The sequence below is a fragment of the Empedobacter sedimenti genome (genome assembly GCF_030005555.1).
Taxonomy (GTDB): Bacteria; Bacteroidota; Bacteroidia; order Flavobacteriales; family Weeksellaceae; genus Empedobacter; species Empedobacter sedimenti.
Genome location: NZ_JASCQG010000015.1, coordinates 15,563 through 40,975, shown reverse-complemented (window position 1 = coordinate 40,975; position 25,413 = coordinate 15,563). Strand labels below are relative to the sequence as shown.

At 31.6% G+C, this 25,413-nt stretch carries 22 protein-coding genes and 3 tRNA genes; 15 read left to right on the top strand and 10 right to left on the bottom strand.

Features of this window, described 5'->3' with window-relative positions; translation table 11 throughout:
* Window positions 1–83: 83 nt before the first annotated feature.
* The 4 genes from QHG34_RS13695 (at window position 84) to QHG34_RS13680 (ending at window position 3,258) form a co-directional block, all read left to right on the top strand.
* Window positions 84–572 carry a TlpA family protein disulfide reductase gene (locus QHG34_RS13695; RefSeq protein WP_282630787.1) on the top strand — a complete coding sequence of 163 codons (489 nt, stop codon included), beginning with the start codon at window positions 84–86 and terminating at the stop codon, window positions 570–572.
* A 271-nt stretch (window positions 573–843) separates the two neighbouring features.
* Window positions 844–1,809 (top strand): zinc metalloprotease, encoded by a 966-nt coding sequence (locus tag QHG34_RS13690; RefSeq protein WP_282630786.1) that lies wholly within the window; start codon window positions 844–846, stop codon window positions 1,807–1,809.
* Window positions 1,810–1,901: 92 nt separating this feature from the next.
* Complete coding sequence (locus QHG34_RS13685; RefSeq protein WP_282630785.1) at window positions 1,902–2,357, top strand: hypothetical protein; 456 nt, start codon at window positions 1,902–1,904, stop codon at window positions 2,355–2,357.
* A gap of 1 nt (window position 2,358) precedes the next feature.
* Entirely contained in the window at window positions 2,359–3,258 is a 900-nt protein-coding gene (locus tag QHG34_RS13680; RefSeq protein WP_282630784.1) for an MBL fold metallo-hydrolase, read from the top strand.
* A 47-nt stretch (window positions 3,259–3,305) separates the two neighbouring features.
* On the opposite strand, the gene QHG34_RS13675 is transcribed toward QHG34_RS13680, so the two are convergent.
* Window positions 3,306–4,247, bottom strand: coding sequence for an NAD(P)H-dependent flavin oxidoreductase (locus tag QHG34_RS13675; RefSeq protein WP_407080915.1), 942 nt, complete (start codon window positions 4,245–4,247; stop codon window positions 3,306–3,308).
* Between the two features lie 168 nt (window positions 4,248–4,415).
* Between QHG34_RS13675 and QHG34_RS13670 the strand changes: the two genes are divergently transcribed.
* The 4 genes from QHG34_RS13670 (at window position 4,416) to QHG34_RS13655 (ending at window position 9,026) form a co-directional block, all read left to right on the top strand.
* Window positions 4,416–4,637 (top strand): DUF2795 domain-containing protein, encoded by a 222-nt coding sequence (locus QHG34_RS13670; protein ID WP_019976296.1) that lies wholly within the window; start codon window positions 4,416–4,418, stop codon window positions 4,635–4,637.
* Window positions 4,638–4,765: 128 nt separating this feature from the next.
* The gene (gene secA, locus QHG34_RS13665) at window positions 4,766–7,888 is read left to right on the top strand and encodes a preprotein translocase subunit SecA (protein WP_282630783.1); all 3,123 of its coding nucleotides are present in this window, start codon (window positions 4,766–4,768) and stop codon (window positions 7,886–7,888) included.
* A 113-nt stretch (window positions 7,889–8,001) separates the two neighbouring features.
* The gene (locus QHG34_RS13660) at window positions 8,002–8,505 is read left to right on the top strand and encodes a YqiA/YcfP family alpha/beta fold hydrolase (RefSeq protein WP_282630782.1); all 504 of its coding nucleotides are present in this window, start codon (window positions 8,002–8,004) and stop codon (window positions 8,503–8,505) included.
* Window positions 8,505–9,026 carry a hypothetical protein gene (locus QHG34_RS13655; RefSeq protein WP_282630781.1) on the top strand — a complete coding sequence of 174 codons (522 nt, stop codon included), beginning with the start codon at window positions 8,505–8,507 and terminating at the stop codon, window positions 9,024–9,026. Before QHG34_RS13660 ends, QHG34_RS13655 begins: the two co-directional genes overlap by 1 nt.
* Before the next feature lie 45 nt (window positions 9,027–9,071).
* Here QHG34_RS13655 and QHG34_RS13650 read toward each other — a convergent pair whose 3' ends face one another.
* From QHG34_RS13650 to QHG34_RS13620, 7 genes are all read right to left on the bottom strand, one after another.
* The gene (locus QHG34_RS13650; protein ID WP_282630780.1) at window positions 9,072–10,718 is read right to left on the bottom strand and encodes a dipeptidyl-peptidase 3 family protein; all 1,647 of its coding nucleotides are present in this window, start codon (window positions 10,716–10,718) and stop codon (window positions 9,072–9,074) included.
* A gap of 582 nt (window positions 10,719–11,300) precedes the next feature.
* Complete coding sequence (locus QHG34_RS13645; RefSeq protein ID WP_282630779.1) at window positions 11,301–12,125, bottom strand: hypothetical protein; 825 nt, start codon at window positions 12,123–12,125, stop codon at window positions 11,301–11,303.
* 86 nt (window positions 12,126–12,211) lie between these two features.
* Window positions 12,212–12,287, bottom strand: a tRNA-His gene (locus QHG34_RS13640).
* A gap of 43 nt (window positions 12,288–12,330) precedes the next feature.
* Window positions 12,331–12,406: transfer RNA gene (locus QHG34_RS13635), tRNA-His, on the bottom strand.
* Window positions 12,407–12,449: 43 nt separating this feature from the next.
* Window positions 12,450–12,525: transfer RNA gene (locus tag QHG34_RS13630), tRNA-His, on the bottom strand.
* 116 nt (window positions 12,526–12,641) lie between these two features.
* The gene (gene bshB1 / locus QHG34_RS13625) at window positions 12,642–13,343 is read right to left on the bottom strand and encodes a bacillithiol biosynthesis deacetylase BshB1 (RefSeq protein ID WP_282630778.1); all 702 of its coding nucleotides are present in this window, start codon (window positions 13,341–13,343) and stop codon (window positions 12,642–12,644) included.
* A gap of 3 nt (window positions 13,344–13,346) precedes the next feature.
* Complete coding sequence (locus tag QHG34_RS13620; protein WP_282630777.1) at window positions 13,347–13,943, bottom strand: glutathione peroxidase; 597 nt, start codon at window positions 13,941–13,943, stop codon at window positions 13,347–13,349.
* A gap of 252 nt (window positions 13,944–14,195) precedes the next feature.
* On the opposite strand from QHG34_RS13620, the gene QHG34_RS13615 reads away from it, so the two are divergent.
* Window positions 14,196–15,260 carry a 3-oxoacyl-ACP synthase III family protein gene (locus tag QHG34_RS13615; protein ID WP_282630776.1) on the top strand — a complete coding sequence of 355 codons (1,065 nt, stop codon included), beginning with the start codon at window positions 14,196–14,198 and terminating at the stop codon, window positions 15,258–15,260.
* A 73-nt stretch (window positions 15,261–15,333) separates the two neighbouring features.
* On the opposite strand, the gene ccsA is transcribed toward QHG34_RS13615, so the two are convergent.
* Entirely contained in the window at window positions 15,334–18,627 is a 3,294-nt protein-coding gene (gene ccsA / locus QHG34_RS13610) for a cytochrome c biogenesis protein (RefSeq protein WP_282630775.1), read from the bottom strand.
* Between the two features lie 270 nt (window positions 18,628–18,897).
* Between ccsA and QHG34_RS13605 the strand changes: the two genes are divergently transcribed.
* The 4 genes from QHG34_RS13605 (at window position 18,898) to QHG34_RS13590 (ending at window position 22,136) form a co-directional block, all read left to right on the top strand.
* The gene (locus QHG34_RS13605; protein WP_282630774.1) at window positions 18,898–19,335 is read left to right on the top strand and encodes a CC0125/CC1285 family lipoprotein; all 438 of its coding nucleotides are present in this window, start codon (window positions 18,898–18,900) and stop codon (window positions 19,333–19,335) included.
* Between the two features lie 575 nt (window positions 19,336–19,910).
* Window positions 19,911–21,167 (top strand): Y-family DNA polymerase, encoded by a 1,257-nt coding sequence (locus QHG34_RS13600; protein ID WP_282630773.1) that lies wholly within the window; start codon window positions 19,911–19,913, stop codon window positions 21,165–21,167.
* Between the two features lie 7 nt (window positions 21,168–21,174).
* On the top strand, window positions 21,175–21,621 hold the full coding sequence (locus tag QHG34_RS13595) for a LexA family protein (RefSeq protein WP_282630771.1): 447 nt from the start codon (window positions 21,175–21,177) through the stop codon (window positions 21,619–21,621).
* Between the two features lie 56 nt (window positions 21,622–21,677).
* Window positions 21,678–22,136 (top strand): hypothetical protein, encoded by a 459-nt coding sequence (locus tag QHG34_RS13590; protein WP_282630770.1) that lies wholly within the window; start codon window positions 21,678–21,680, stop codon window positions 22,134–22,136.
* Window positions 22,137–22,171: 35 nt separating this feature from the next.
* Here the strand turns inward: QHG34_RS13590 and QHG34_RS13585 are convergent, their stop codons facing one another.
* Window positions 22,172–23,545: a hypothetical protein gene (locus QHG34_RS13585; protein WP_282630769.1), complete on the bottom strand. Its 1,374-nt coding sequence runs from the start codon at window positions 23,543–23,545 to the stop codon at window positions 22,172–22,174.
* Window positions 23,546–23,859: 314 nt separating this feature from the next.
* Between QHG34_RS13585 and QHG34_RS13580 the strand changes: the two genes are divergently transcribed.
* Entirely contained in the window at window positions 23,860–24,108 is a 249-nt protein-coding gene (locus QHG34_RS13580) for a type B 50S ribosomal protein L31 (RefSeq protein ID WP_282630768.1), read from the top strand.
* 131 nt (window positions 24,109–24,239) lie between these two features.
* Complete coding sequence (locus tag QHG34_RS13575) at window positions 24,240–25,412, top strand: proline dehydrogenase family protein (protein WP_282630767.1); 1,173 nt, start codon at window positions 24,240–24,242, stop codon at window positions 25,410–25,412.
* The last annotated feature ends 1 nt before the right edge of the window (window position 25,413 follow it).

Below are 25,413 nucleotides of genomic sequence, written 5' to 3'. Positions count from 1 at the left end.
CTAAATCAACAAAATTTAGAGAAAAATAGCTTGGTTTGATTCTTGTTCTATTACATTTGAACAAATATTTTTAAAAAGTAAATATGAAATTATTTTCTTTCCTAGGATTAATGGGAATTTTAGCTTTTTCTACTGTAAATGCACAATCTGTAGAAACGGTGAAATATGAAACTTTGCACGAAAAAATAGCAAGCTATAAAGATCAAGTTGTGGTGGTTAATTTTTGGGCAACTTGGTGTGCACCTTGTGTTGAGGAGATTCCTGCGTTTATGGAAATTAACGAAAAATACAAGGACAATCCAAACTTCAAGATGTTGTTGGTTTCATTAGATCGACCAAAAATTATCGATAAAGTGAAAAAATTTATGGTTGATAATAAGATAAATGCTGAAGTTGTTTTGTTAGATGATACTAAACGAATGAATGAATGGATTCCGTCATTTGATCTGAAATGGGCAGGAAATATTCCTGTTACAATCGTTTATAACAAAGGAGAAAAAAAATCATTTCATGGACAGGCTATGACGAAGTTTGAGCTTGAAGATGAAATTTTAGAGTACTTAGAGCAGTAGTCCAATCTGTTTAACGAATAATATTTTAAAACACTTTACTTTTTTTTGTAAAGTGTTTTTTTTTATTGAATTTATAATTCTTATTCAGTAAAAAAAGATTGATTTTCAGATAATTAATATGTTGTTTTAGTAATTATGATAAATTCATAAATAATTAGATAAATATGAATTAACGTCATAAATTATGGTGTATAAATATATTTTTGTTAAAATATATTGTGTATTTCATAATAAAATGTATTTTTGATATACACTAAAAAATGAAAATTATATGAAAAAACTTATGTTCGCATTATCTACGTTAGCTGTTTTATCAGCTTGTAGTGACGAATCTTCAAAAAGTGAGATGGATGTTCAAGCTGATGTAGCTAATCAAAAGGTAGCAAGTAGAACTTGTGCTTCTGATGATGTACTAAAACTACAATTATCTGAAAATCCTGCTTTAGCATCTACAATGGCAGATATCGATGCACATGCAGAGCTTTTTGAGAAAACACAAGCTAAATTAGTTAACGGAACTATTGTTATTCCAGTTGTTGTAAATGTTTTATATCGTACTGCGGCAGAAAATATTTCGTTAGCACAAATTCAATCTCAAATTGATGTATTGAACAAAGATTTCAATGCTCAAAATTCAGATTTTACGCAAGTTCCAGCTTTATTTTCTTCTGTTAAGGCAAATGTTGGAATTAAATTTGAATTAGAAACTGTAAATCGTAAACAGACATCAAAATCATCTTGGGGAACAAGAGATGCAATGAAAAAAAGCACTGGTATTTTACCAACTTCTCCTACAACTAAATTAAATCTTTGGGTTTGTACAATAGGAAGTGGAATTTTAGGTTATGCTCAATTTCCTGGAGGAAGCTCTGCAACTGATGGTGTAGTAATTGATTCAAGATATTTTGGAGATATTGGTACTGCAACCTCACCTTTCAATTTAGGACGAACTGCAACACACGAAGTAGGACATTGGATGAATCTTCGCCATATTTGGGGAGATGGAGGAGGATGTTTAACAGATTATGTAGACGATACTCCTTTTCACAATGCGCCAAATTATGGGATAGCAGCATATCCTCATTATAGCACTTGTACAGGAAATCCAGTAGAAATGACAATGAACTATATGGATTATAGTGATGACAGAGGTTTGTACATGTTTACAGAAGGACAAAAAAATAGAATGTTATCAATTTTTAGCCCAGGAGGTGCAAGATATAGTTTTGCTCAATAATAGGTTGTAGAAGTTGAAATAAAAAACTCTTGAATGAATAGTTCAAGAGTTTTTTATTTTTTGTAAGTTTATATCAACATAAAACAACCGAAATGAGTAAAAAACATATCAGAAAAGATGTAATTCAGCATCTTATTCAATTAAAACAAGAAGAAATAAATGCCTTAAAAGAATCTGAACGAATATACGCAGAAGGTGCTGATTTAGATGAAGAATCAAGTTTAGAGTTAGATGATTTTGCACAACAAAGTCAATCAACAGATGCAGCAAGAAATTTACAGATTCGTATTAATCAAGCAACGGACGATTTAGAAGAATTTAAAGCGTTACGACCAGAATTAGTTGACGAGATAACAGAAGGAAATGTTGTATTGACTGATAAATTAAGTTTTGTAATTGGTTTATCTTTTAAAGATTTTGAATGGGAAAACAAAAAGTTTGTAGGAATTAGTACACAAGCGCCTATTTTTGATGCTTTAGTTGGTAAACGTGCTGGTGATAAAGTAGAATTTAACGGAATTAAGTATACGATAGAAGAAATCTTGTAACATGCCAAAAATACATACAATCGATCTGAATTTTCAGAACGAGCAAGAAGCAATAGCTACTTATTTAATTGAAACCGAGCAAGGACCAGTTTTGGTTGATCCAGGGCCATATTCAACTTTTGAGAGTTTGAAAGCAGGAATTGAGGCATTGGGTTGGCGAATTATTGATATTGAAAATATATTAATTACACATATTCATTTTGATCATGCTGGTGCTGCATGGAAATTCACAGAACATGGTGCGACAGTTTTTGTTAATCCAATTGGTTTACCACATCTTAAGAATCCTGAAAAATTGTGGGATTCTGCAAAGATGATATATGGTGATGATATGGAACGTTTGTGGGGCGAAATGAAACCAATTGACGAAGAATTTTTGGTTGGTTTATCAGATGGACAAAGTGTGGAATTTGGAGACGCAGTTTTCGAAACCATTTATACACCAGGTCATGCTGTGCATCATAATGCGTATGTAATGGACGATGTTATTTTTACAGGAGATGTTGCTGGCGTAAAAATAGAGAATGGCCCAGTTTCTCCTCCATGTCCTCCTCCAGATATTAATATAGAATTGTGGAAGGAGTCAATTGCTAAATTGAGAAAAGTAAAAGCAAAAGGAATTTATCCAACGCATTATGGTTATCACGAAGATTTAGAGAATCATTTTGATCAATTAGAAAAATCATTAGACGAATGGTCAAATTACATCAAACCAATGTATGATGATCAAATTCCGACCGAAGAAATTGTTCCAGTCTTTGTCGATTATGTAACAAAGTCCTATAAAGAATTAGGTTTGACTGAAGATCAAATTCAGGTGTATGAATATGCCAATCCGTGTTGGATGTCAGTTAATGGCTTAATGCGTTATTGGAAATTAAAAGAGCAAGGTAGATTGTAAAAGATAATAAAGCTAAAAAAGCTGTCAGTACTGACAGCTTTTTTAGTTTATAAACGTAATAATTTATCTTTTGTCTGATGATAATCGACTAATAAATCGTCAAAAACTTCTGCAACTGTCGGTATTGAGTCAATTAAAGCAGAAACTTGACCAATTTCTAATTCTCCATTTACCAAATCACCTTCAAACATTCCTTTCTTAGAACGTCCTCTGCCCAAAAGTTCTTTCAATTCTTCAGCAGTTGTTCCTTGCTGATATTTCTCTTGTACTTGATTGTAAAATTCATTTTTAATTAATCGTACAGGAGCCAATTCTTTCAGTGTTAATTGTGTGTCACCTTCTTGAGCTTTAACAATAACATCTTTAAAATCTTGATTTGCTGATGATTCTTTTGTAGCTGCAAAACGAGAGCCTATTTGTACACCATCTGCACCCAAAGCCATTGCTGCCAATATTTGTGATCCAGTTCCAATTCCTCCAGCAGCAATTAAAGGAATTTCGATATGACGTCTGACATTTGGTATAAGACATAAAGTTGTCGTTTCTTCTCTGCCATTATGTCCACCGGCTTCAAAACCTTCTGCCACGACAGCGTCAACACCAGCATCTTGAGATTTTAACGCAAACTTAGCACTGCTTACAACATGAGCAACTGTAATTCCTTCTTTTTTTAAGGTTTCAGTCCAAGTTTTAGGGTTTCCAGCCGATGTAAACACTATTTTTACATCTTCTTCAATAATAATTTGCATAATTTCCTCAATATTAGGATAAAGCATAGGTACATTAACCCCAAAAGGATGATTTGTAGCAGCTTTACACTTTTGTATATGCTCGCGTAAAATATCAGGATACATGCTTCCAGCACCGATTAAACCTAGTCCTCCAGCGTTGCTAACAGCTGAGGCTAAGCGCCATCCACTGTTCCAAATCATACCTCCTTGAATAATTGGATATTTTATTGAGAATAATTTTGTTATATTCGTGTCCATTTGTCTATATTTAGCGATAAAAATAATTAAATCCGAAAGAACAAAAAATTTAATTTTAACATAAATACTGACAGTTTGACTTTGGCAAATTATTTGATTTGCAAAAAATCGAAAAAACGAATTGAAATAGAGTTTAATTGTCTCTACTAATAATAAAAAAATAAAACTATGTATTGGACTTTAGAATTAGCATCTTATTTGAGTGATGCACCTTGGCCAGCAACAAAAGATGAATTAATTGATTACGCTATTCGTACTGGTGCTCCTTTAGAGGTCGTAGAAAACTTACAATCTATAGAGGATGAAGGAGATTCTTACGAAAGTATTGAAGAAATTTGGGCTGACTATCCAACGGATGATGATTTCCTTTGGAACGAGGACGAATATTAAAAATAGAAAAGCCCAAATTGGGGCTTTTTTCAATTCTATAATCTATAACTAACATAGTTAACGTATATTTGCATCTAAATTAGTCTCAAATATATTGTAGCTAATTTGGACGAAGAACGCAGAAAAATATGAATATTTTAAACAAAATTTTACAAGGATTCTTAGGTGATAAGAATGCTAAAGATGTAAAAGAATTACAAAAATATGTTGACTTAGCAAATGAAGCTGGTCAAAAGCTTAGTTCATTAACTATTGATGAATTAAGAGGAAAAACTTTAGGATTTAAAGAAAAATTAGCTGAAGCAACAAAAGATTTTAAATCTCAGATTGATGATTTAAAAAAGCAAGTTGAGGAAACGGAAGATTTTGGAGCTAAAGAAGATTTATATACTCAAATCGATAAGATAAATAAAGATGCATACGAAGTAGAGGAAAAGATTTTATTAGAAATCTTACCAGAAGCTTTTGCTGTTATGCGCGAAACAGGTAAACGTTTTACTGAAAATGAAACATTAGAAGTTACAGCTTCTGATTTTGATAAAGTTTTGGTAAGTCGTGGACATGATTTCGTTTCTTTAAAAGATGATCATTCTGCAATCTGGAAAAACTCTTGGGATGCTGCAGGTCGTCAAGTAACATGGGATATGTCTCATTACAACGTTCAGTTTATCGGTGGTTCGGCATTGCACTTAGGTCGTATTGCGGAGATGCAAACGGGGGAAGGAAAAACGTTGGTAGCAACTTTACCTATTTACTTAAATGCGTTGACAGGTCGTGGAGTACACTTGGTAACGGTGAATGATTACTTAGCTAAACGTGATATGGCGTGGATGCGTCCAATTTTCTCGTTTCATGGTTTATCAGTAGATTGTATTGATAATCATCAACCAAACTCACCAGGTCGTCGCGATGCATATGCTTCTGATATTGTTTATGGTACAAATAACGAATTTGGTTTCGATTATTTACGTGACAATATGGCAAATACGCCAGATGCTTTGGTGCAACGCGAATTAAATTTTGCAATTGTCGATGAGGTCGATTCTGTATTAATTGATGATGCTCGTACACCATTGATTATTTCTGGACCAGTTCCACAAGGAGATCGCCATGAGTTTGATGAATTACGTCCAAAAATTGATCGTTTGTATAATTTACAACGTGAATTGTTAGGAAAAACATTAAACGAAGCTAAAACATTATTCAAACAAGGAGATACAAAAGAAGGAGGTTTCAAACTTTACCAAGTTTTCCGTGGTTTACCAAAATACAAACCATTAATCAAATTCTTGTCTCAAGATGGTATTCGTGCTCAATTACAAAAAACAGAAGCGCATTTTATTCAGGATAATAACCGTGAAATGCCTAAAGTTGATGAGCATTTATACTTTGTAATTGATGAAAAACAAAATCAATCAGATTTAACAGATAAAGGTATTGAGTATTTGTCTAAAGGAATGGATGACGATAATTTCTTCGTTTTACCAGATGTTTCGACAAATATTGGGAAAATTGAAAACTCAGGAAAATCAAAAGAAGAAATTCTTCAAATGAAGGAAGAGTTTTTCCGTGATTTCTCAATCAAATCTGAACGTATTCATACACTTTCTCAATTGTTAAAAGCATATACATTATTCGAAAAAGATATCGAGTATGTTGTGGTTGAAGGTGAAGTAAAAATCGTTGACGAATCGACAGGTCGTATTATGGATGGTCGTCGTTATTCTGATGGTTTACACCAAGCAATTGAAGCGAAAGAGAATGTGAAAATTGAAGCGGCGACACAAACGTTTGCTACAATTACATTACAAAACTACTTCCGTATGTACAACAAGTTAGGAGGTATGACTGGTACAGCGGAAACTGAGGCTGGTGAGTTCTGGGAAATTTACAAATTAGATGTAGTTTCTATTCCAACAAACCGTCCAATTTTACGTCATGATAGAAATGATGTTGTTTTCAAAACGAATCGTGAAAAATATAAAGCAGTAATCGAAGAAATTGTCCGTTTATCTCAAGATGACAAACGTCCAGTTTTAGTTGGTACAACGAATGTTGAGATTTCTGAGTTATTGTCAAAAGCTTTAAAACTACGTGGAATTAATCACAATGTTTTAAATGCGAAATTACACAAAAGCGAGGCTGACATTGTAACAGAAGCTGGTAAGCCAGGAGCTGTAACAATTGCAACAAATATGGCTGGTCGTGGTACGGATATTAAATTAATCCAAGAGGTAAAAGAATCTGGAGGTTTAGCAATTATTGGTACAGAACGTCACGATTCTCGTCGTGTAGACCGTCAGTTACGTGGTCGTGCAGGTCGTCAAGGAGATCCAGGATCATCTCAATTCTTCGTTTCATTAGAAGATTCATTAATGCGTTTATTCGGTTCAGAAAGAATCGCGAAATTAATGGACCGTATGGGACACAAAGATGGTGATGTAATTGAACATTCTATGATTACAAAATCGATCGAACGTGCTCAGAAAAAAGTTGAGGAAAACAACTTTGGTATTCGTAAACGTTTGTTAGAATATGATGATGTAATGAACAAACAACGTGAAGTAATTTACAAACGTCGCCACAATGCATTATTCGGAGATCGTTTAGAGGTTGATATTGCTAACATGATTTATGATGTTGCTGCTTCTGTTGTAAAATCTAACAAAGATTTCGAAGATTTTGGTCAGTACGAATTAGATTTAATTAAATTCTTCACAATGGGTACGCCTGTTACGGAAGATGAGTTTAGATCTAAATCTGTAAAGGATTTAACAAATATTACATACGATGCTGCAATTGCAGATTACAAAGCGCGTATGGTATATGTTGCGGAAACGGCTTTCCCTGTAATTTCGAATGTTTTCGAAAATCAAGGACATATGTTCTCTCGTATTCAAGTACCATTTACAGACGGAATTCGTCAAATGACAGTTGTTTGTGATTTAAAAGAAGCTTACGAATCTCAAGCTAAAACATTAATAAAAGATTTCGAAAAATCTGTTGTTTTAACATTGATTGACGATAACTGGAAAGAGCATTTACGTGATGTGGATGATTTGCGTAAAACGTCTCAGAATGCTGTTTATGAGCAAAAAGATCCATTAGTAGTCTACAAACAAGAGTCGTTTATGATTTTCCAACGTATGTTAGATACGGTTAACAAAGAAATCATTTCGTTCTTATTCAAAGGCGAATTACCAAATGCACAAAAAGAAGAATCTGTAGAAGAGACTGAATCAGCTCAATAATAGATTTATTCATATAATTTTAACCCTTTCTGAAATTTTTGGAAAGGGTTTTTTAGTATTTTTACATTAACTACTGAAAGTATTCAGTATCAAATTATTAAATTTTTAAACAAATGAAATTTGCATACTTACACGGCTACCAAGGTTTTGTAACAGATGAAAAGAGAGAATATTTAGATTCTTTGGGAGAATGTTACGCACCAACAATTGATTACGATAACGCACCAACTTTGATTCAAGATTTGGTTGAACAATTTACAAAAGAACCGATTGAATTTATTGCGGGAACAAGTTTAGGAGGAATGATTAGTTATTATTTAGGATTACTATTAAATGTTCCTGTTTTGATGTTTAATCCAGCTGTAATTGCGGTAGAACGTTTAAAACCATTTTTGCCAGAACAATTATTAAAAGGCGTTCCAACAAAATCTAATTTAATTTTTACAGGTTTGAAAGATGATGTCATCGAACCAAAATTTCAGATTGAATTTGTAGAAAATCTTCAAAAACAAAACGCAAATGTCAAACAAATTTTTGATGCTGAAATGACACATTTAATCACATTGGAAGAATTCGAAAAAGCGTTTGAAACTTTTTTGGAAAATAAAAAAGTTTAATGACTATATTTTCTTTACTTTTTCAAGGATTTATTGTGCTTATTTTAGCAATCTCATTTTTCATTGGAATTGTAATGATGATAAATGGTTTTTGGAAAAATCCGATGAATAAGAATAGAATTTTAAAAGGATTTAGTTTATTTATTTTTCCTTTGTTGATTTTTATTTATTATTCGATAAAACCTTCATTGCTTTATGAAGTAACTGATGAGAATATTGTGGGAACTTACAAAGTTTCTGAATCATCAACTGTTGATGTTAGTCACTTAGAAAAAGTAAGATTGAAAATTAATCCAGATGGAACTTTTTATTTGAATGAAAAGATTCCAAAAGTTAATATTTGTCAGCAAGGAAAGCTTGAATATTCATCAGAAATTGAAGAGGAAAATGCTTTATCTTTTTATTGTGAAAACGTAATCAATGTACAAGGAATTAAACGAAATTTCACCAATTTTGAACTTGAATTTATGATTGGAGATTCAGATAGTAACGAAGTTGTATATTTAGAAAAGATAAATTAAAAGCCACTTATAAAGTGGCTTTAATTTATTTAATATCGGTTGTTATTACAATCCTAACATTTTAGGACCTTGCTCAAAAACTACATCTACAGGAATGTTTTTTGTTTTCAAGATATCTAAATCTTTTTGTAAATCTGTATGTATAGCTCCTTTGTCAGTGTATAATTTTTTTACACCATCATAATCACCATTTCCTTGTAACGTCAAAATCAATTCGGATAAACCATTCATTGCTTTTTCCATTTTTGGCACATTTACTTTGTAACGTCCATTCGCCGTTTTCTCAAAAGCACCATTTTCTGCAAAATAGTTAAATGCAATCATATTCGCTTGTCCGTGTGCGGAACTCGCTCCGAAACGAACCGAACGTAAGATTCCAGCCAAGAAAGTCACAAAATAATCTTCTTGTGTTCCTGTCAATTCACCTTTTTTCAACAATTGGTTGACCATATACAAACCAAGAATATCCGCTTTTCCTTCTTCTAAAGCTGAATTAGCTTCTTTCAAAGCTTCGCGAACAGAACCTTTTCCATTTACTGTATTTTTGATTCCTAAACCGTGCGCCACTTCGTGAAACATTACATTTGAGAAAAAAGCATCAAATTTGATGTTTTTTTGTTGGCTTTCATCAATCAAAGTAGTTGAAATTGGAACTAAAATTTTGTCAAATTTCGCTTTCATAGCATTTTTTAATTGCAAACGACGTGTACCTTTTTCTAACTGAACTTTTTCGTCATTTGGCAAATTAATCGCAATTGTTTTACCTGCCGCATTACAATCTCCAGCATAATAGACAACATCGTATGCGTTAAGATCAGAATCTGTACCCGGAACTTCTTTTTTGTAGTTTGCAGAAACAGGTAAATTCTTCTGTAATTCTGGTAAATATTGAACAAATTTTGCCAATTTTTTCGACCATTCAATATCTTTTACTAAAATATATGCCGAATAAGAAGTTTTATACCCAAATAATTGATCTTCGTAATTTTCGATTGGTCCAACAACCATGTCAATATTGGCATTTTTCATGTCCATCCAAGCTAAATCACTTGCATAGAAATCATCGCTCATCAAAGCTGTAGCACGTAATTTTAAATAATTTTTAAGTCCAGAATCTTCTGCTAATTCAGAAGCTTGGTTTAAATAATCTGCGGCTTTTGATAATTGATTTTTGAAATTTTCGTGATACGGAATTGTGTATAAATTACCTTCGCGATTACGACGAATGATTGAGTAAGGTGATTTACCATCTTTGATGTTCGCTTGTTCAAATTCCTCTTTCGTCATATCTATTGGATAGAAAGTTGCTCCAGCAGGTTTTGCTCCAATACCTTTTATAAAAGGCGCTTCGTTATTCAATCTATCCCAAGGCCCATAGTTTATTTTTGCATATTCTTTGGCTTCACCTTTCGTTTCGTCCATCAAATCTATTTTTGCACCGTAAGCTTGTTGCCAAAATAAATCGTCCATAATATCAGCTGTTTTGAACATCAAACGTAGAATTTCTTTTTCGTTTTGTGTTAAATGCGAAATATCGGTTTTTAATGGAACTTGAGCGTAGTATTGAAAAGCGTAATCTTTTGTCATTTCTGTTGAGGTTTGAGTTGATTCTGTTGCCGTTTTTTGAGTTGAACAAGAAGATAACAATCCCGAAATGGCAACTAAATTCACTAATATTATGGATTTTTTCATTATGTATGTTTTGGTAAATTTAAGGAGAAATGAGTTTTTATATATGAATTATAATAATATTTACAATCAATTATAGTTTTCTCTAGAAAGATCTTCAAAATATTCTTTGTAAGATAGAAACATTATTTTATCCATTATAAATCCAATGATTAAAGGTGTAGGAATAAATATTAGTGCAATGGTGAGATTTTTAAATTCATTTTCCTTAAGTAAAAACACAGTTATGCTAAATCCTAGTACTAAAAGTATTAAGGCATAGAATATTGAGACGATGATTCTGTTTTTTCTATGAAAATATTTTTTGAAAAGATAATTATAAGTAATTGAGAATAAAATAATAATTAAAAATGGATAAACTAACCTAATCATGAGAACTGAAGTCAATAAGTAAGTATATAGAAAATCACCAATACACCAAAAATTACTAATACTACAATCTGAAGTTGAATAGTTTATAAAAGATATTATTGGTATTGTAAAAATGAATATTGAAGTTATGATAATTAATATATGTTTTAATATGTTCATATTAATTTGGTTTTGAGAGTCTTGTTGAAATTATGAAGAAAAAATATAATTGAGTTACTTTTTTATTTTCTTACCCATTAAAAAATAATAATTAATGTAGCCATATATCCCAATTCCTAATCCAAGTATAAAAAAGAGTAAGAAAAGGAAACCACCAAAACTAAAATTGGCTTTGTTGGTAATGTAATCTATCATTGCTGTGATTAAAAGAGCTTCAAAACCTATCATAACAAAAGGAATGAAAAAATATACGAGACTTTTCATTACGATGCTCAAATTTAATTTATGATTTTTTTTTAAACCTAAAGCGTAAGGAAAGAAAATCAAAGATCCTGCTGTAAAAACATAGATAAAAAGGAATAGTCCAAAATACATAATTGTTCTGTTTCGTCCTTTCTCATTTGCGTAAGAATTACCTTCTTTATAATAAACTTTTATTTTCTGTCCAATTTTATATGGAGATTGTCTTTGGGTATTACTTTCAATAGTGTCTGTATAACTTGCAGTTTTATCATTGTAAACAGCTATCAGCGCACTATAGTATTTTTTATTTTCTTCATCATAACTTTTGTTATATAAGGGATCTACAACTATTGCTTCTTTTTTGTGAGAGGTTACAGTTTCTTTAATTAGTAAAAAAGTAGATGAATATAGATGACTAATAAATATGAATAAACAGAAACTTACAATAGAGATGTAAGTAACACTAATCCATCTAAATTTTTGAAATTTATCGTCTCGATCTGTTGTTTTTTTATGAATAGAGTAATAACCAACACCTAAAGAGATAATCGCAAATAAATAATAGATAATACTAGGGAAACTTGCAGTAGGTAATTGCATGGTAAAACCATCCATTAATTGCTCTTGATATTCCATTTGAGTAGATTAGTAATTCTAAAATAAGCAAATAATATATAGGAATAAAAAAAATCTCAACTTCTACTGAAATTGAGATTTAATCTGGGTGAATGATGGGTCTCGAACCCACGACCTCCGGAACCACAATCCGGCGCTCTAACCAACTGAGCTACAATCACCATTTGGTGCGAATTTATTTTGAAACTAATTCTAAAGTTTTTTAGGGTGAATGATGGGTCTCGAACCCACGACCTCCGGAACCACAATCCGGCGCTCTAACCAACTGAGCTACAATCACCATTTGGTGCGAATTTATTTTGAAACTAATTCTAAAGTTTTTTAGGGTGAATGATGGGTCTCGAACCCACGACCTCCGGAACCACAATCCGGCGCTCTAACCAACTGAGCTACAATCACCATTTAATTTGAAATTAACCTTTAGTTAATCTCTCAATTGGATTGCAAATATAGCCTATTAATCGGTACTTGCAAATAATTTTCAGAAAAAAATAAAGGTTTATTCAACCTTTATTTCTAAATCAAAGAATCTAAATTATTTACACCAATGTAACTTCTCGAAATAAATCCTTCTCCACCTTCGGTTCCAATTAATCGTCCTAAATCATAAGCACGATATCGAATTGAATCGGTAAAGTTTTTTGAAGAAATTGGCGTTTGAGGTTCATCAGAGTTTGGATCAAAAAATTGTGTTTTATACGCCAAACATGCTTCAACTTTTATATCAATAAAACCTGTAATATCCACTACAAAATGCGGCTCTAATGGTAACCATTGTATGTAATGAAAATGTTTTTTTGGACGCCAAGCTGGTAAACCATTTTCAATTTTTGGTAAACCTGATAAGAAAATTGCCGTGTTTACTAAATCTGAACCTTTTCCATGATCTGGATGACGATCATGTGGCGCATTACTTAAAATAACATCAGGTTGATATTTGCGAATAACTTCAATGATTTTTAATTGATTTTCTTTATCATTTAAGAAAAAACCATCAGGAATCCCAAGATTTTCGCGAACAACAACACCTAAAATATTTTTGGCGTTATCAGCTTCAATACGGCGTGTTTCATCTGTTCCACGCGTTCCTAATTCGCCTTTTGTTAAGTCTAAAATTCCGACTGTTTTACCATTTTTTATTTCTTTTGCAAGCGTACCACTACAACCCAATTCGACGTCGTCTGGGTGCGCACCAATTGCAAGAATATCTAATTTCATTTGTTATTTATTTAACCAATCAATAATTTCTTTACTATCTGGAGTTACTTTTGATGGGTAAGAGGCTTCTAAAGTTCCGTCTTCGTTAATCAAAAATTTAGTAAAATTCCATTTCACTTCATTGTCAGATTTTCCGTTTAATGATTTTTGTGTTAGGAATTTGAAAATTTCATTTTGATTTTTTCCTTTTACATCACTTTTTGTCATCAATGGAAAAGTTACTCCATAATTTAACTTACAGAATTGAGCAATTTCTTCGTTGTTATCAAATTCTTGCCCACCAAAGTTGTCAGAAGGAAAACCAACAATTACCAATCCTTGATCTTTATATTCTTGATAAACTTTTTCTAAAGCATCATATTGAGGTGTGTAACCACATTTTGAAGCTGTGTTTAGAATCAATACTTTTTTTCCTTTCAGATCAGCGAAGTTAAAATCATCATCGTTGATATCCTTGAACGTATAGTTATAAATTGTTTTCACTTTTTGTGGTGTTTTAGTGTTTTGATGAATAGGTGTCTTTTTAGAAACAGTTTTCTTAGTTTCTTGCGCATTACAAGCCATAAATAGACCCATAAATCCTATTAATAAGTATTTCATATCTTATTGATTTTATAACAAATTTACACAATCTGTGTTAATTTGAAGGTTAAAGACAATTTAAAATTATTCGTTTTTTTGAGTAACAGTACTTTTCAATTTGATAAGTTTGAATCTTAATAATTGTGAATTAGTTAAAAATAGTAGCTAAGCTTTTGTTTTCTATTTTTTTTCTTGCTAGAAAGAGTATATTTACTCGCGCTTTGAATATTTTTTATCAAAAAAGTGACACTAATAAGTGAAAAATTATAAATGACAACGAGTAAAATAATAGGTGTAGGTAACTACATTCCAGAAGAAACTATAACGAATTTGTTTTTCGATCAACATGTTTTTTTAGATGAAAAAGGAATTGCATTAAAACAAAATAATGCAATTATTGCTGAGAAATTAAAACAAATCACAGGAATTGAAGAAAGACGTTATGCGAGTAAGAATCAAGTTACATCAGATTTAGGATTAATTGCTGCGCAACAAGCTATCGAAGATTCTGGTATAGATCCTGAAACGTTAGATTACATCATATTTGCACATAATTTTGGAGATGTACATTTTGGGACAGTACAATCTGATGCTGTTCCTAGTTTAGCATCTCGTGTAAAACATTTATTGAAGATTAAAAATAATTTTTGTGTTGCTTATGATGTGCTTTTTGGTTGTCCTGGTTGGGTAGAAGGCGTTATACAAGCAAATGCATTCATCAAATCTGGTATTGCTAAGCGTTGTTTAGTGATTGGTGCAGAAACTTTGTCAAGAGTTGTGGACATTCATGATCGTGATAGTATGATTTATGCAGATGGAGCGGGAGCAGTGGTTTTAGAGTATACTGAAGAAGGTTCTGAGGGTATAAAATCTCACTTATCTGCTTCGTATACACTTGAAGAGAAAGATTATTTATTTTTCGGAAAATCTTATAATAATGAAGCTTGCCCAAACACGAGATTTATTAAAATGAATGGACGTAAGATTTATGAATTTGCTTTGACTAATGTTCCAGATGCAATGAAACAGTGTTTTGATGCGAGCGGATATTCGATTAATCAATTAAATAAAGTAATTATCCATCAAGCGAATGAAAAAATGGATGAAGCAATTGTAAAACGTTTTTACGAATTATATGATCTTCCGATTCCAGAAAATATTATGCCAATGGTGATTAGTAAGTTGGGAAATAGTAGTGTAGCAACAATTCCCACTTTGCTTAAAATGATTAAGAATGGTGAGTTATCTTCTCATGAAGTTAACAAAGGAGATGTTATTTTATTTGCTTCTGTTGGTGCTGGAATGAATATTAACGCAATTGTTTATCAATGTTGATATAAGTTGGTTGAATGATATAAAAAAAGCTCCGAAATATTTCGGAGCTTTTTTATGAAATAAACTGAAATTATTATTCAGCTTTATCTTTTATGTGATGCACTTTAGTGTGTAAATACCACGAAGCAAATGTTAAGACTAACATTCCGATTGCTGTTAAGTAAACCCATAAAGGAACCGGAATTGGATCTCCGGCTGCGTACGAATGTAATCCTGATAAGTAATAGTTAACTCCAAAATAAGTCATAATTACAGACCAAATAGACCACATTGCAGCAACATTAAAGGCAAATTTACCTCTAAGCCCTGGAACTAAACGCATGTGTAAAACTACTGCGTAAACAATTACAGAAACAAAAGCCCAAGTTTCCTTTGGGTCCCAAGACCAATAACGTCCCCAAGATTCATTAGCCCACATACCTCCTAAGAATGTACCAACAGCAAGTAAATAAATACCAATTGTAAGAGACATTTCCGAAACGTATGTCATTTCTTTCAACGAGATTTCAATTTTCTTGTTAGGTTTAATCATCATAATAATTAATGAGAAAACACCTAAAATAGCACTCAATCCAAAGAAACCATATGATGAAACGATAATCGCAACGTGTACAATTAACCAATAAGATTTAAGTACTGGTACTAAAGGAGTAATTTGTGGATCTAACATAGAACCTCCGTGTGCAAATCCCATCATAATTACAGCAACCATAGCTCCTGTAGTCGGAATAAATGCATTTCGGTTTTTGTATAACAACAAACCTGCTAATACACTAATCCATGAGATAAATACAATAGCTTCGTAACCATTTGACCAAGGAGCATGTCCAGTTAAATACCAACGTACACCAAGCCCAGCAGCTTGAATTACAAAAATGACTACCAATAATCCTAAACACACATTAATGATGCGGTGTAATAATTTACTTTCAGAGAATAATTGGATAAATGATAAAATCATTAAAACTCCTCCAACAGTACAGTATGCAACCATTACCCAGAAGAAAACGTTGTATTTGTTGTATAAAACCTCAATTTCTACTTTAGTAGGAGAAGGAACAACATTTTTACCCCATTTTTGTTGGTATTTATCGATATAATCTACTGCATTATCAGCAGGTGTCCAATCACCATTTTCTACACCTTTTGACACCATATTGAAATAAACACTTACCATTCCAAGTGCCATAGTGTCGATTTCTACTGGGTTTTCTTGTGTTTGATAAATCCAAGATGTCCAACGTTCAGCAGGATCATTTTGAACTGGAATAATTTTTAATTGGTATCCTTTTGCTGTTTGATCTAAAATATTGAAACGTTCTGTTACTTTTATAACTTCTTCATCAAATTTAGATCGTTCCGAAGGTTTTCTTGAGAAAGCTTCGTTGTACGCTTTATCTAATTTGAAACGAGTTGTTTTAGGATCAATTAAGTTCATTAAAGACGTGTAACCATCTTCGTTTGCACTTGTAATTTTCTTTAAACGATCACCACCTTTTTCACCTACTTCAATCATTGGGGCATTTACCCAATATGCAGGATCTAATTGTAAAGAGATAAACCATTTGTTAGCAGATAACCCGTGAAATTTATCTTTTTTGTAAACTTTTCTAAGGATTTCTAATGCTTGTGTATTAACAGGTTTTATACGTCCTTCGATATCTTGAATCAATAAGTGACCAAATTTATCAGCATGTTCGTCAGAGATTTTTACATTTTTTGCTAATTCATCTCCATCAGCCATTTTTGTAGAAAAATTACCAATGTGTTCTGATGAATGTACATTACCTTTCTCTGATTCTGTTGTGATTTTTTGATGTCCTGTTTTTCCACCATCAGTTGTACTTGGATTTTGAGCAAAAGCTAATCCAGATAGTAAGAACAATGGTAATAATACATTGACTTTCTTTTTATGTAAACCTTTCAATAAAGAGTTTAATTGTAAGAAACGTGTTCCTTTCCAGAATAATGAGACAAACATACCTCCAAATAACATAAAGTATCCTAAATAAGTAATGTTAGTACCCCACCAATCTTGGTTTACAGATAAAATTGTTCCGTCCTCCGTAGGGAAATAACTTGATTGGAAGAAACGATAACCTTTGTAATCCATTACATTATTCATATAAATATGTTGTTTTGTTTCTTTGCCTTCGTCTATAACTGTAATGTTAGATTCGAATGAAGATGGATTTGTTGAACCTGGATAACGATCTAAAACAAAATCATCTAAACGAATGCTAAATGGAACTTTCTCCATTTTTGATCCATAACCTAATGAGATATTCATTCCGTCAATTTGTACATCAGCAGAGTAATTTGATACTCCTTTACCACCAACAATTGTTACAGTATCGCGTTTATCGCCAACAATAACTTCTGCTTTGATAGCTCCAGGAAGGTTTTTCTCTTCTGCTTTAAATTTAGAACCTTGTCTATATAAAACTTCTCCTTTGAAAGCTGGATTTGGAACCACAAATTGTGCTCCGTTAATTGTATACAACGAGCGAAGTTTAAGAGGAGCAGGAACGTTGAATTCAACTTTACCAGCGCCTTCTTGCAATTTCTGCATATCTGTAATCTGTCCTACTTGTTGTCCTGCCATTTGCACAAATTCACCTTCAAAAGGAGATTTGATAACCAAATTCTCACCTTCACCTGTAATTTGTACAGCACCATCTTGTGGTCTGTTATACGAAACTAATGTTCCGTTTACACTTTTTATTTCTCCATTTCTGATGAAAACAGAGTTACGTCCACTTTGACCAACTGTAACGATTTCTAAAACGTTAATTCCGTCTTTTCTTCTAACAACTGTATCTAAAGCATGAGGAATGTAATCAAACGTTTTTAGTTTGATGACTTTATCTTTGAATTGATATTCTCCTTCAAAATGTCTGTGAAATAAACTACTTGTACTATCTTTTCTGTCGAAATACGTCATGTTGTATTGATGATTGTCATACGCTAAACGCTGTGTACCATCATCAACCATCATCTTGAAATAAGACTTGTACGATGTAATTTCGTTACTTGTTCCTCCTTCTGGGATAGGCATTTCGCCTTCAAAACTGATGTAACGAGTAATTCCTCCTCCAATAAAAATAAACAAAAAAGCTAAGTGAAAAACCAATAAAGGTAGTTTTTCCTTTGACCATAAGCGGTAACGTTTAATGTTCATTAAAAACAGAACAATTAACCAAACCATCAATACCTCAAACCACTTTGCTTCGTAAATGACAGCTTTTGCAGTAGCTGTATCGTAGTCATTTTCAATGAAAGTGGCATAACCCATAGCGATTGCGTAGATGAAAAGCAAGACCGTCATGGTTCTGGTAGAAAATAAATATTTTTCTATTTTACTCATTACTAAAAATTGATTTACAAAAATAGTCGAGTTTATCAGATAAAGCATTAAAACTTAAATGATTTTTATTAGAATGCAATCGTTAACGTAATGTTAATTGATCTAGATCAATTGGTTGGTAAATGATTTGTTTTTAATGAGATATGAAGTGTTTTATTCTGAAAGTTAAACTTTGATAAAATAATTTTAAGAAAATATTTAGAAAATTTAGAAAATAATAGTTAAAGGGTACAACTTTTGTTAAGCTTCAATTATCAAATTAATATTATTATGAAAAAAGTAATTCAATTTTTATTTGCTGGAGTTTTAGTCTTGACTTTAGCAAGTTGTAACAACAGTAAAGCCGTGGCTTATCAGAAAGATAATGGTTCTGGTGGATACACAGAAGAGAAGGTGAATAATGATACTTATATCATCAGTTTTGATGGAAATGAGCATAATAAAAAAGATCGTAACTTTGATTATGCTTTATTGAGAGCTGCAGAAATTGGAGAGCGTAATAATTTTGACTATTTCGCAATTTTGAGTACAGTGAACGATAAAGTTTTGGAAAAAAGTAATAGTTATACAAAATTAGATAACAATGATACGTGGTTAAAAGTTCAGTTTTTTAAGAACAATAAACCAATGAAATATCAAACAGTTTATGAGCCTAAGGTTGTTATAAACGATTTACACAAGAAATATAAAATCAAATCTAAAAAATAATGAAAATCCGCAATTTGCGGATTTTTTGTTATTACATTATTTATTGATATTCAATTAGAAATGGTTAGTATATATGACGATAAGTTATTAATCCGATAATAAATAGTTATTTTAGTTGACTTTTTGTAAAATAAATGTGTATTTTTACCATAACAATCGCCTCTACTTATTCTGAAGATATTTATATCTTTTTGTCATTAGTTTTTTAAAAATTAACATTAACACATTTTTATAAAACTTTACACAAATGAACTTTAAAAGTTTAGTCTTAACTACATTATTGCCGTTACTAGGATTTTGTACCACATTATCTGCACAAACACAGAATACATTACATCATCACCTTAAGAATGTAAAAATTAATATATACGAACATCACCAAGATTTAAGTATTATTAATAATTATATGGCACTTTTGATGCTTGTAGGTTGTATTTTAGGATTTAAATACCGCGACAAATATTTTAAAGAATAAAGAGTAAGAAAGAGATGATAAGTTTGTCTCTTTTTTTTTATGGAATAAATTAACATTTTCGACGACACATTGTAGCGTTTAATCTTCTCAAATTTGTACGATGTACGCATTAGTAGATTGTAACAATTTTTACGCAAGTTGTCATCGTATTTTTGAGCCAAAGCTTTTGAATAAACCAATTGTTGTGCTTTCTAATAACGATGGTTGTGTTATTTCGCGCTCGCAAGAAGCAAAAGATATTGGAATTCCGATGGGAGCACCTGCTCATCAATATCAGAAAATGTTTGATAAAAATAGAATAGAAGTCTTTTCGTCTAATTATCAATTGTATGCTGATATGAGTAATCGTGTCATGAAAATTTTATCGACTTATTCTCCTGATCAAGAGATCTATTCGATTGATGAATGTTTCTTAAAATTTGAAGGTTTTGATCGATATGATTTAACAGATTATGGCAGAGAGATAAAAGCAAAGGTTTTACAATATACAAAATTACCTGTTTGTGTAGGAATTGCGCCAACAAAGGCTTTAGCGAAATTAGCTAATCTTATTGCAAAAAAATTCCCGCAGTTTCATCAAGGAGTTTTTACACTCAAAACAGAGGAGCAAATTTATAAAGCGTTAAAATGGGCTGATATTGAAGAAGTGTGGGGAATTGGTCGTCGTTTTTCGAAACGATTACGAATGATTGGAGTTCATAAAGCATTGGATTTTGTGAATTTAGAAGACGAATACATTCGCAAAGAATTTTCGATAGTAGGACTTCGTCTTAAAAAAGAATTATTAGGTGAATCTGTTCTTGATTTAGATATGATTTCGCCCAAAAAAAGAATTGCAACTACACGTAGTTTCGAAAAATATACCAACGATTTTGAGTATGTAAAAGAACGCGTTTCTACTTTTGCGGTGAGTTGTGCAGAGAAATTGCGTAAACAAAATTCATCATGTAATTTACTTACCTTATTTATACAAACTAATCCGTTTGACAAAGAAAAAGCACAGTATTATAGAACAATTTCGATTCATCTTCCGTATCAATCTAATTCGAGTATAACATTGTCAAAAGTTGCGGTAAGAGCCTTTGAACAAATTTATAAAGATGGTTATGCGTATAAAAAAGCAGGAATTATTGTGTCTGGACTTGTGCCAGAAGATCAACGACAACTTTCTCTTTTTGAAGAAGAAAATACACATCATCCTAATTTGATGAAAGCGATGGATGTTTTGAATAAAAAGTTTGGCGCAGCGAAAGTAAAATTAGCTTCGCAAGATTTGGATAGAACATGGAAAATGCGACAAGAACGCCTTTCGCCTTGTTATACTACAAAATGGAAAGATTTATTAATTGTTTATTAATTAGAAAGTGAAAATTTTAGATAAAGAATTGAATATATATTCGATAAAATCAGACGGAAAAAAGCAATATATACCAAATTTTGGTTTTGTAAATGCAGGATTTCCATCACCAGCAGAAGATTTTGTAGATGATAATATTAGTTTGGACGAGCGTTATTTGATGCATTCAGAATCTACTTTTATTATTGTAGTTGGCGGAGATTCGATGTATCCAGTGTATCAGAAAAATGATTTATTGATTATTAGAACCGATTTGGTACCATTGCACAATGATGATATTATAGTTTCTGTAAATAAGGAAGATTATACATTAAAACGTTTTGATAAAATAAACAATAAATTAGTCGCATTAAACCCGAACTATAAAAATTGTGTCAAAATAAAAGAAGAAGATGAAGTAATTATTTTGGGTGTAGTAGGAGTGTTAGTAAGAGAAAAAAGTAATCGAATTTAACCTCTGTTGTAACTTTTTTGTAAATCGTGCATCTAAGTAGAAAAGATACTATGTTTATGAAAAAGTTTATTTTATTATTTTTTGTAATGATTTTGACACAATCTTGCGTGACAATTTCTACGATTACTGATGCAAATACAAATTCTTCGAGATATTTAAGTTTAGATGGTATTTATAAGGCTGAGGAAACTACGTTTAATGCAAAGAAAGTTATACGAAGAAATAATAATCAAATTGTGTTAGATTTTTCAAAGTTGCAAGGCGAAGTTTATTATTTTTTGAAAACCAATCAAGACATTGATCTTTTGGTAAACTACGAAGTAAAACAAAAAGATGGTTTGTTAGATTTTACAATTACAGATGATACGGGTAAAGAGCTTACACAAGTAGGAAGTGTATCTCAAGGGAGATTAAAAAATAGTGAAGAAATACATTTATTATCTTATAAGAGATATAAAATAAATTTTAAAGGAGAAGATTTTAAAGGAAAAATTACCGTTTCGTTAGATCAATAAAAAAACTCGAAGTTTTAACTTCGAGTTTTTTTATTTTATTGCAAAGCCCCAATTGTAGGAGTTGTTCCACGTGGTTGTCCGTTATAATCTAACGGATATTGTTGTGCAAAAGCTAATTTACCTTTTCCCTTTGCAGGCGATTCTTTTTTTACAGCAAGTTTGTTTGCAGTGTAATTTGTATTCACAAACATCGGATCGAGCGTAATACTTGCCAAGAAATTTGGCGCAGTTGTTACATTTAACGTTGATGTATCTACATTACGAATAATATTGGTATCAAATAAATAATTGAAAGCCGCACCATCTTTTTTATCCAAGAAGATTGCATTTGACTTATTATCATTATAAAAAATACAATTCCCGAACGTAGCCTTAGTTAAAGATGCTGTATTTTTATCTTTATCAAAATTACTTAAATACACAGAATAAGCTGGACCAACACCTGTCGAAAAGTTGAAATAATTGGCAAAAGTAGAATGGTAAAATTCGTACGAACCTCCATATTCAATCGCTAAACTTGCCAAATTACTATTATTCATAATCAAATTATATCCCGTAATAGTCGCGTTAGTAGCTAATATTCCGTATGATTGATTGTTGACGATTTTGGCATTACGAATATCTAATTTAGCTTTATTTACATGTAATCCAGTATCAGCACCAATAATTTTAGCATAATTTATTGTAGAAATACTATTTGGAGATAATTCGATTTTATTCCATTGATCAGGAATCGAGTCATATTTTTTGTCATGACGTGCCGAACGAAATTTTACTTCTTCATTCAAAGCTCCATTTACAGTAAGTTTAGCATTATTTGCAATTGTTAAACTCGCTCCCTTTTTGAAATAAACTTTAGTTCCTTTGTCAATTGTTAAATCACTTGTTACAGTCAAATTTCCATCAATTACTTGCGCTTCATTTACATTCCAATTTGCAGAAGAAATTGTTGCATCCTTTGGATAAATTTTAGCTTTTTCGATCCAAGAAAGTAATTTTATTTTTTTTGAAGAATTAATTGTCTCAAAATTGATTTCGTCATCATACAATGGATTTGCAGAAGCATCTTTTGCATTAACTTCTACAAAAATGAATAAACTATCTTTTTTTCTGATCGGTACATTCTCAAAACTTGTTCCTGCTTTTCCATCTACATTGATATTAAAAAAAGATTGATTTCCTTTTGATAGATAGATTTTTGGAATAACACGATCATCGTTTTCAGGATTATAAACCTTTAAAACATAGGTCTCTGATTTTGAAAAATTATAGACCGTATCAACAGAAATAGTGTCTTTACTAAATTTTAATTCTGACGAAATAGGATCGTAATCAAAATCATCGCGACATGATTGAAAACCAATTAATGACGCAATTCCTAATCCAACGAAAAATGTTTTTATTTGCATAAATAGTGATTCATTCTTACAATTAAACAACAAAAGAAAGGTTTTATTGTTTGTGAAACAAAGATAAAAGTTTGAAAAATTATCCGTATAATCTTTCGAAATATTTGTACAAATTACTAAATTGATTATATTTGCACACGAAAAAATTGTGCGTAAGAAGTACAGATTTAGTTTTAAGAAGCCCATTACACTCGAAATTAAGTCTGTTTAACGTAGTATTTAGAATGATATTTTTTTAGAAATAATCTTGTAACATTCTCAAATAGTATTATCTTTGCACACCAATAAAGTTAACAAAGAAGATTTTAAAAAAGATGAAAAAAGATATCCACCCAACAAATTACCGTTTAGTAGCATTTAAAGATATGTCTAACGAAGAAGTATTTATTACTAAATCTTGTGCTGATACTAAAGATACATTAGAAGTTGACGGAGTAGAGTACCCATTAATCAAAATGGAGATTTCTTCTTCTTCTCACCCATTTTACACTGGGAAAACTAAATTGGTTGATACAGCTGGTCGTATCGACAAATTCAGAAGCAAATACGCTAAAAAAGGATAAGAATAGGCAACTATTTAAGTTCAATATAATATACAAAAAACCTGTAAGAATTTCTTGCAGGTTTTTTTAGTTTAATTGCGTTTTAGTTTTAAATTTGTAAACGTTTTAGTAACATTAAAAATTAAGCTCACATGTCTTTATTTGACAATACACAATTTGCTTTTGAATCTAAATCTGATAAAGATCTTAAAAAAGCATATTACTTATACAAATTAATTGGTAGCCCCACATTAACTAAATTAGGAACAAAAGTTTTTAATTTACCTTTTGCAGTCGATATTCCATTTGTAAAACCTATTATCCGCGAAACTATCTACAAACAATTCGTAGGAGGTGAAACGGCAGAACAAGGAGTTGTAGTTGCAAATGAATTATATAAATACCACGTAAGTTCTATCCTTGATTATTCGATTGAAGGATTAACAGAAGAAAAACAATTTGATGAAGTACGCGATGTAATGTTGCATTTGGTAGATTTAGCAAAAGCAAATCCATCAATTCCTTTTGTAGTTTTCAAACCAACTGCATTTGGACGAATCGAGTTATTTGAGAAAGTAGGTAAAAATCAAACGTTAACTGCAGAAGAAGAAAAATCTTGGGCAAATATTCGTCAACGTTTTGAGGCTGTATGTCAAAAAGGATATGATTTGGATGTTAACATCATGATTGATGCAGAAGAAACTTGGATGCAAGGTTCTGCAGATGATTTGACAGACGAAATGATGGTGAAATTTAATACAAAACGTGCTTTAGTTTGGAATACTTTACAAATGTATCGTCACGATCGTTTAGCTTATTTAAAAGAAATGTTTGCAAAAGCTGAGCGAGAAGGATATTACTTAGGATTCAAAATTGTGCGTGGAGCATATATGGAAAAAGAGCGTGCACGTGCGCAAGCCGAAGGTTATCCATCTCCAATTCAACCAAACAAAGAAGCTTCGGATAGAGATTATAACTTAGCGTTAGAATTTATTGCGGCTCATCACGAGCGTTTTGGATTATTCGCTGGTTCTCATAACGAAGAAAGTTGCGAGTTGTTAATCAAATTAATGAACGAAAACGGAATTGAGAAAGGAAATCCAAACTTCTGGTTTGGACAATTATTCGGAATGAGTGATAATATTTCATTCAATTTGGCACATTTAGGTTACAATATTGCAAAATATTTACCTTACGGACCAATCAAAGAAGTAATGCCTTACTTGGTTCGTCGTGCGCAAGAAAATACATCTGTTGCAGGACAAACAGGACGCGAATTGATGTTGATTGAAAAAGAATTAGAGCGTCGTAAAAAATCGAAATAAT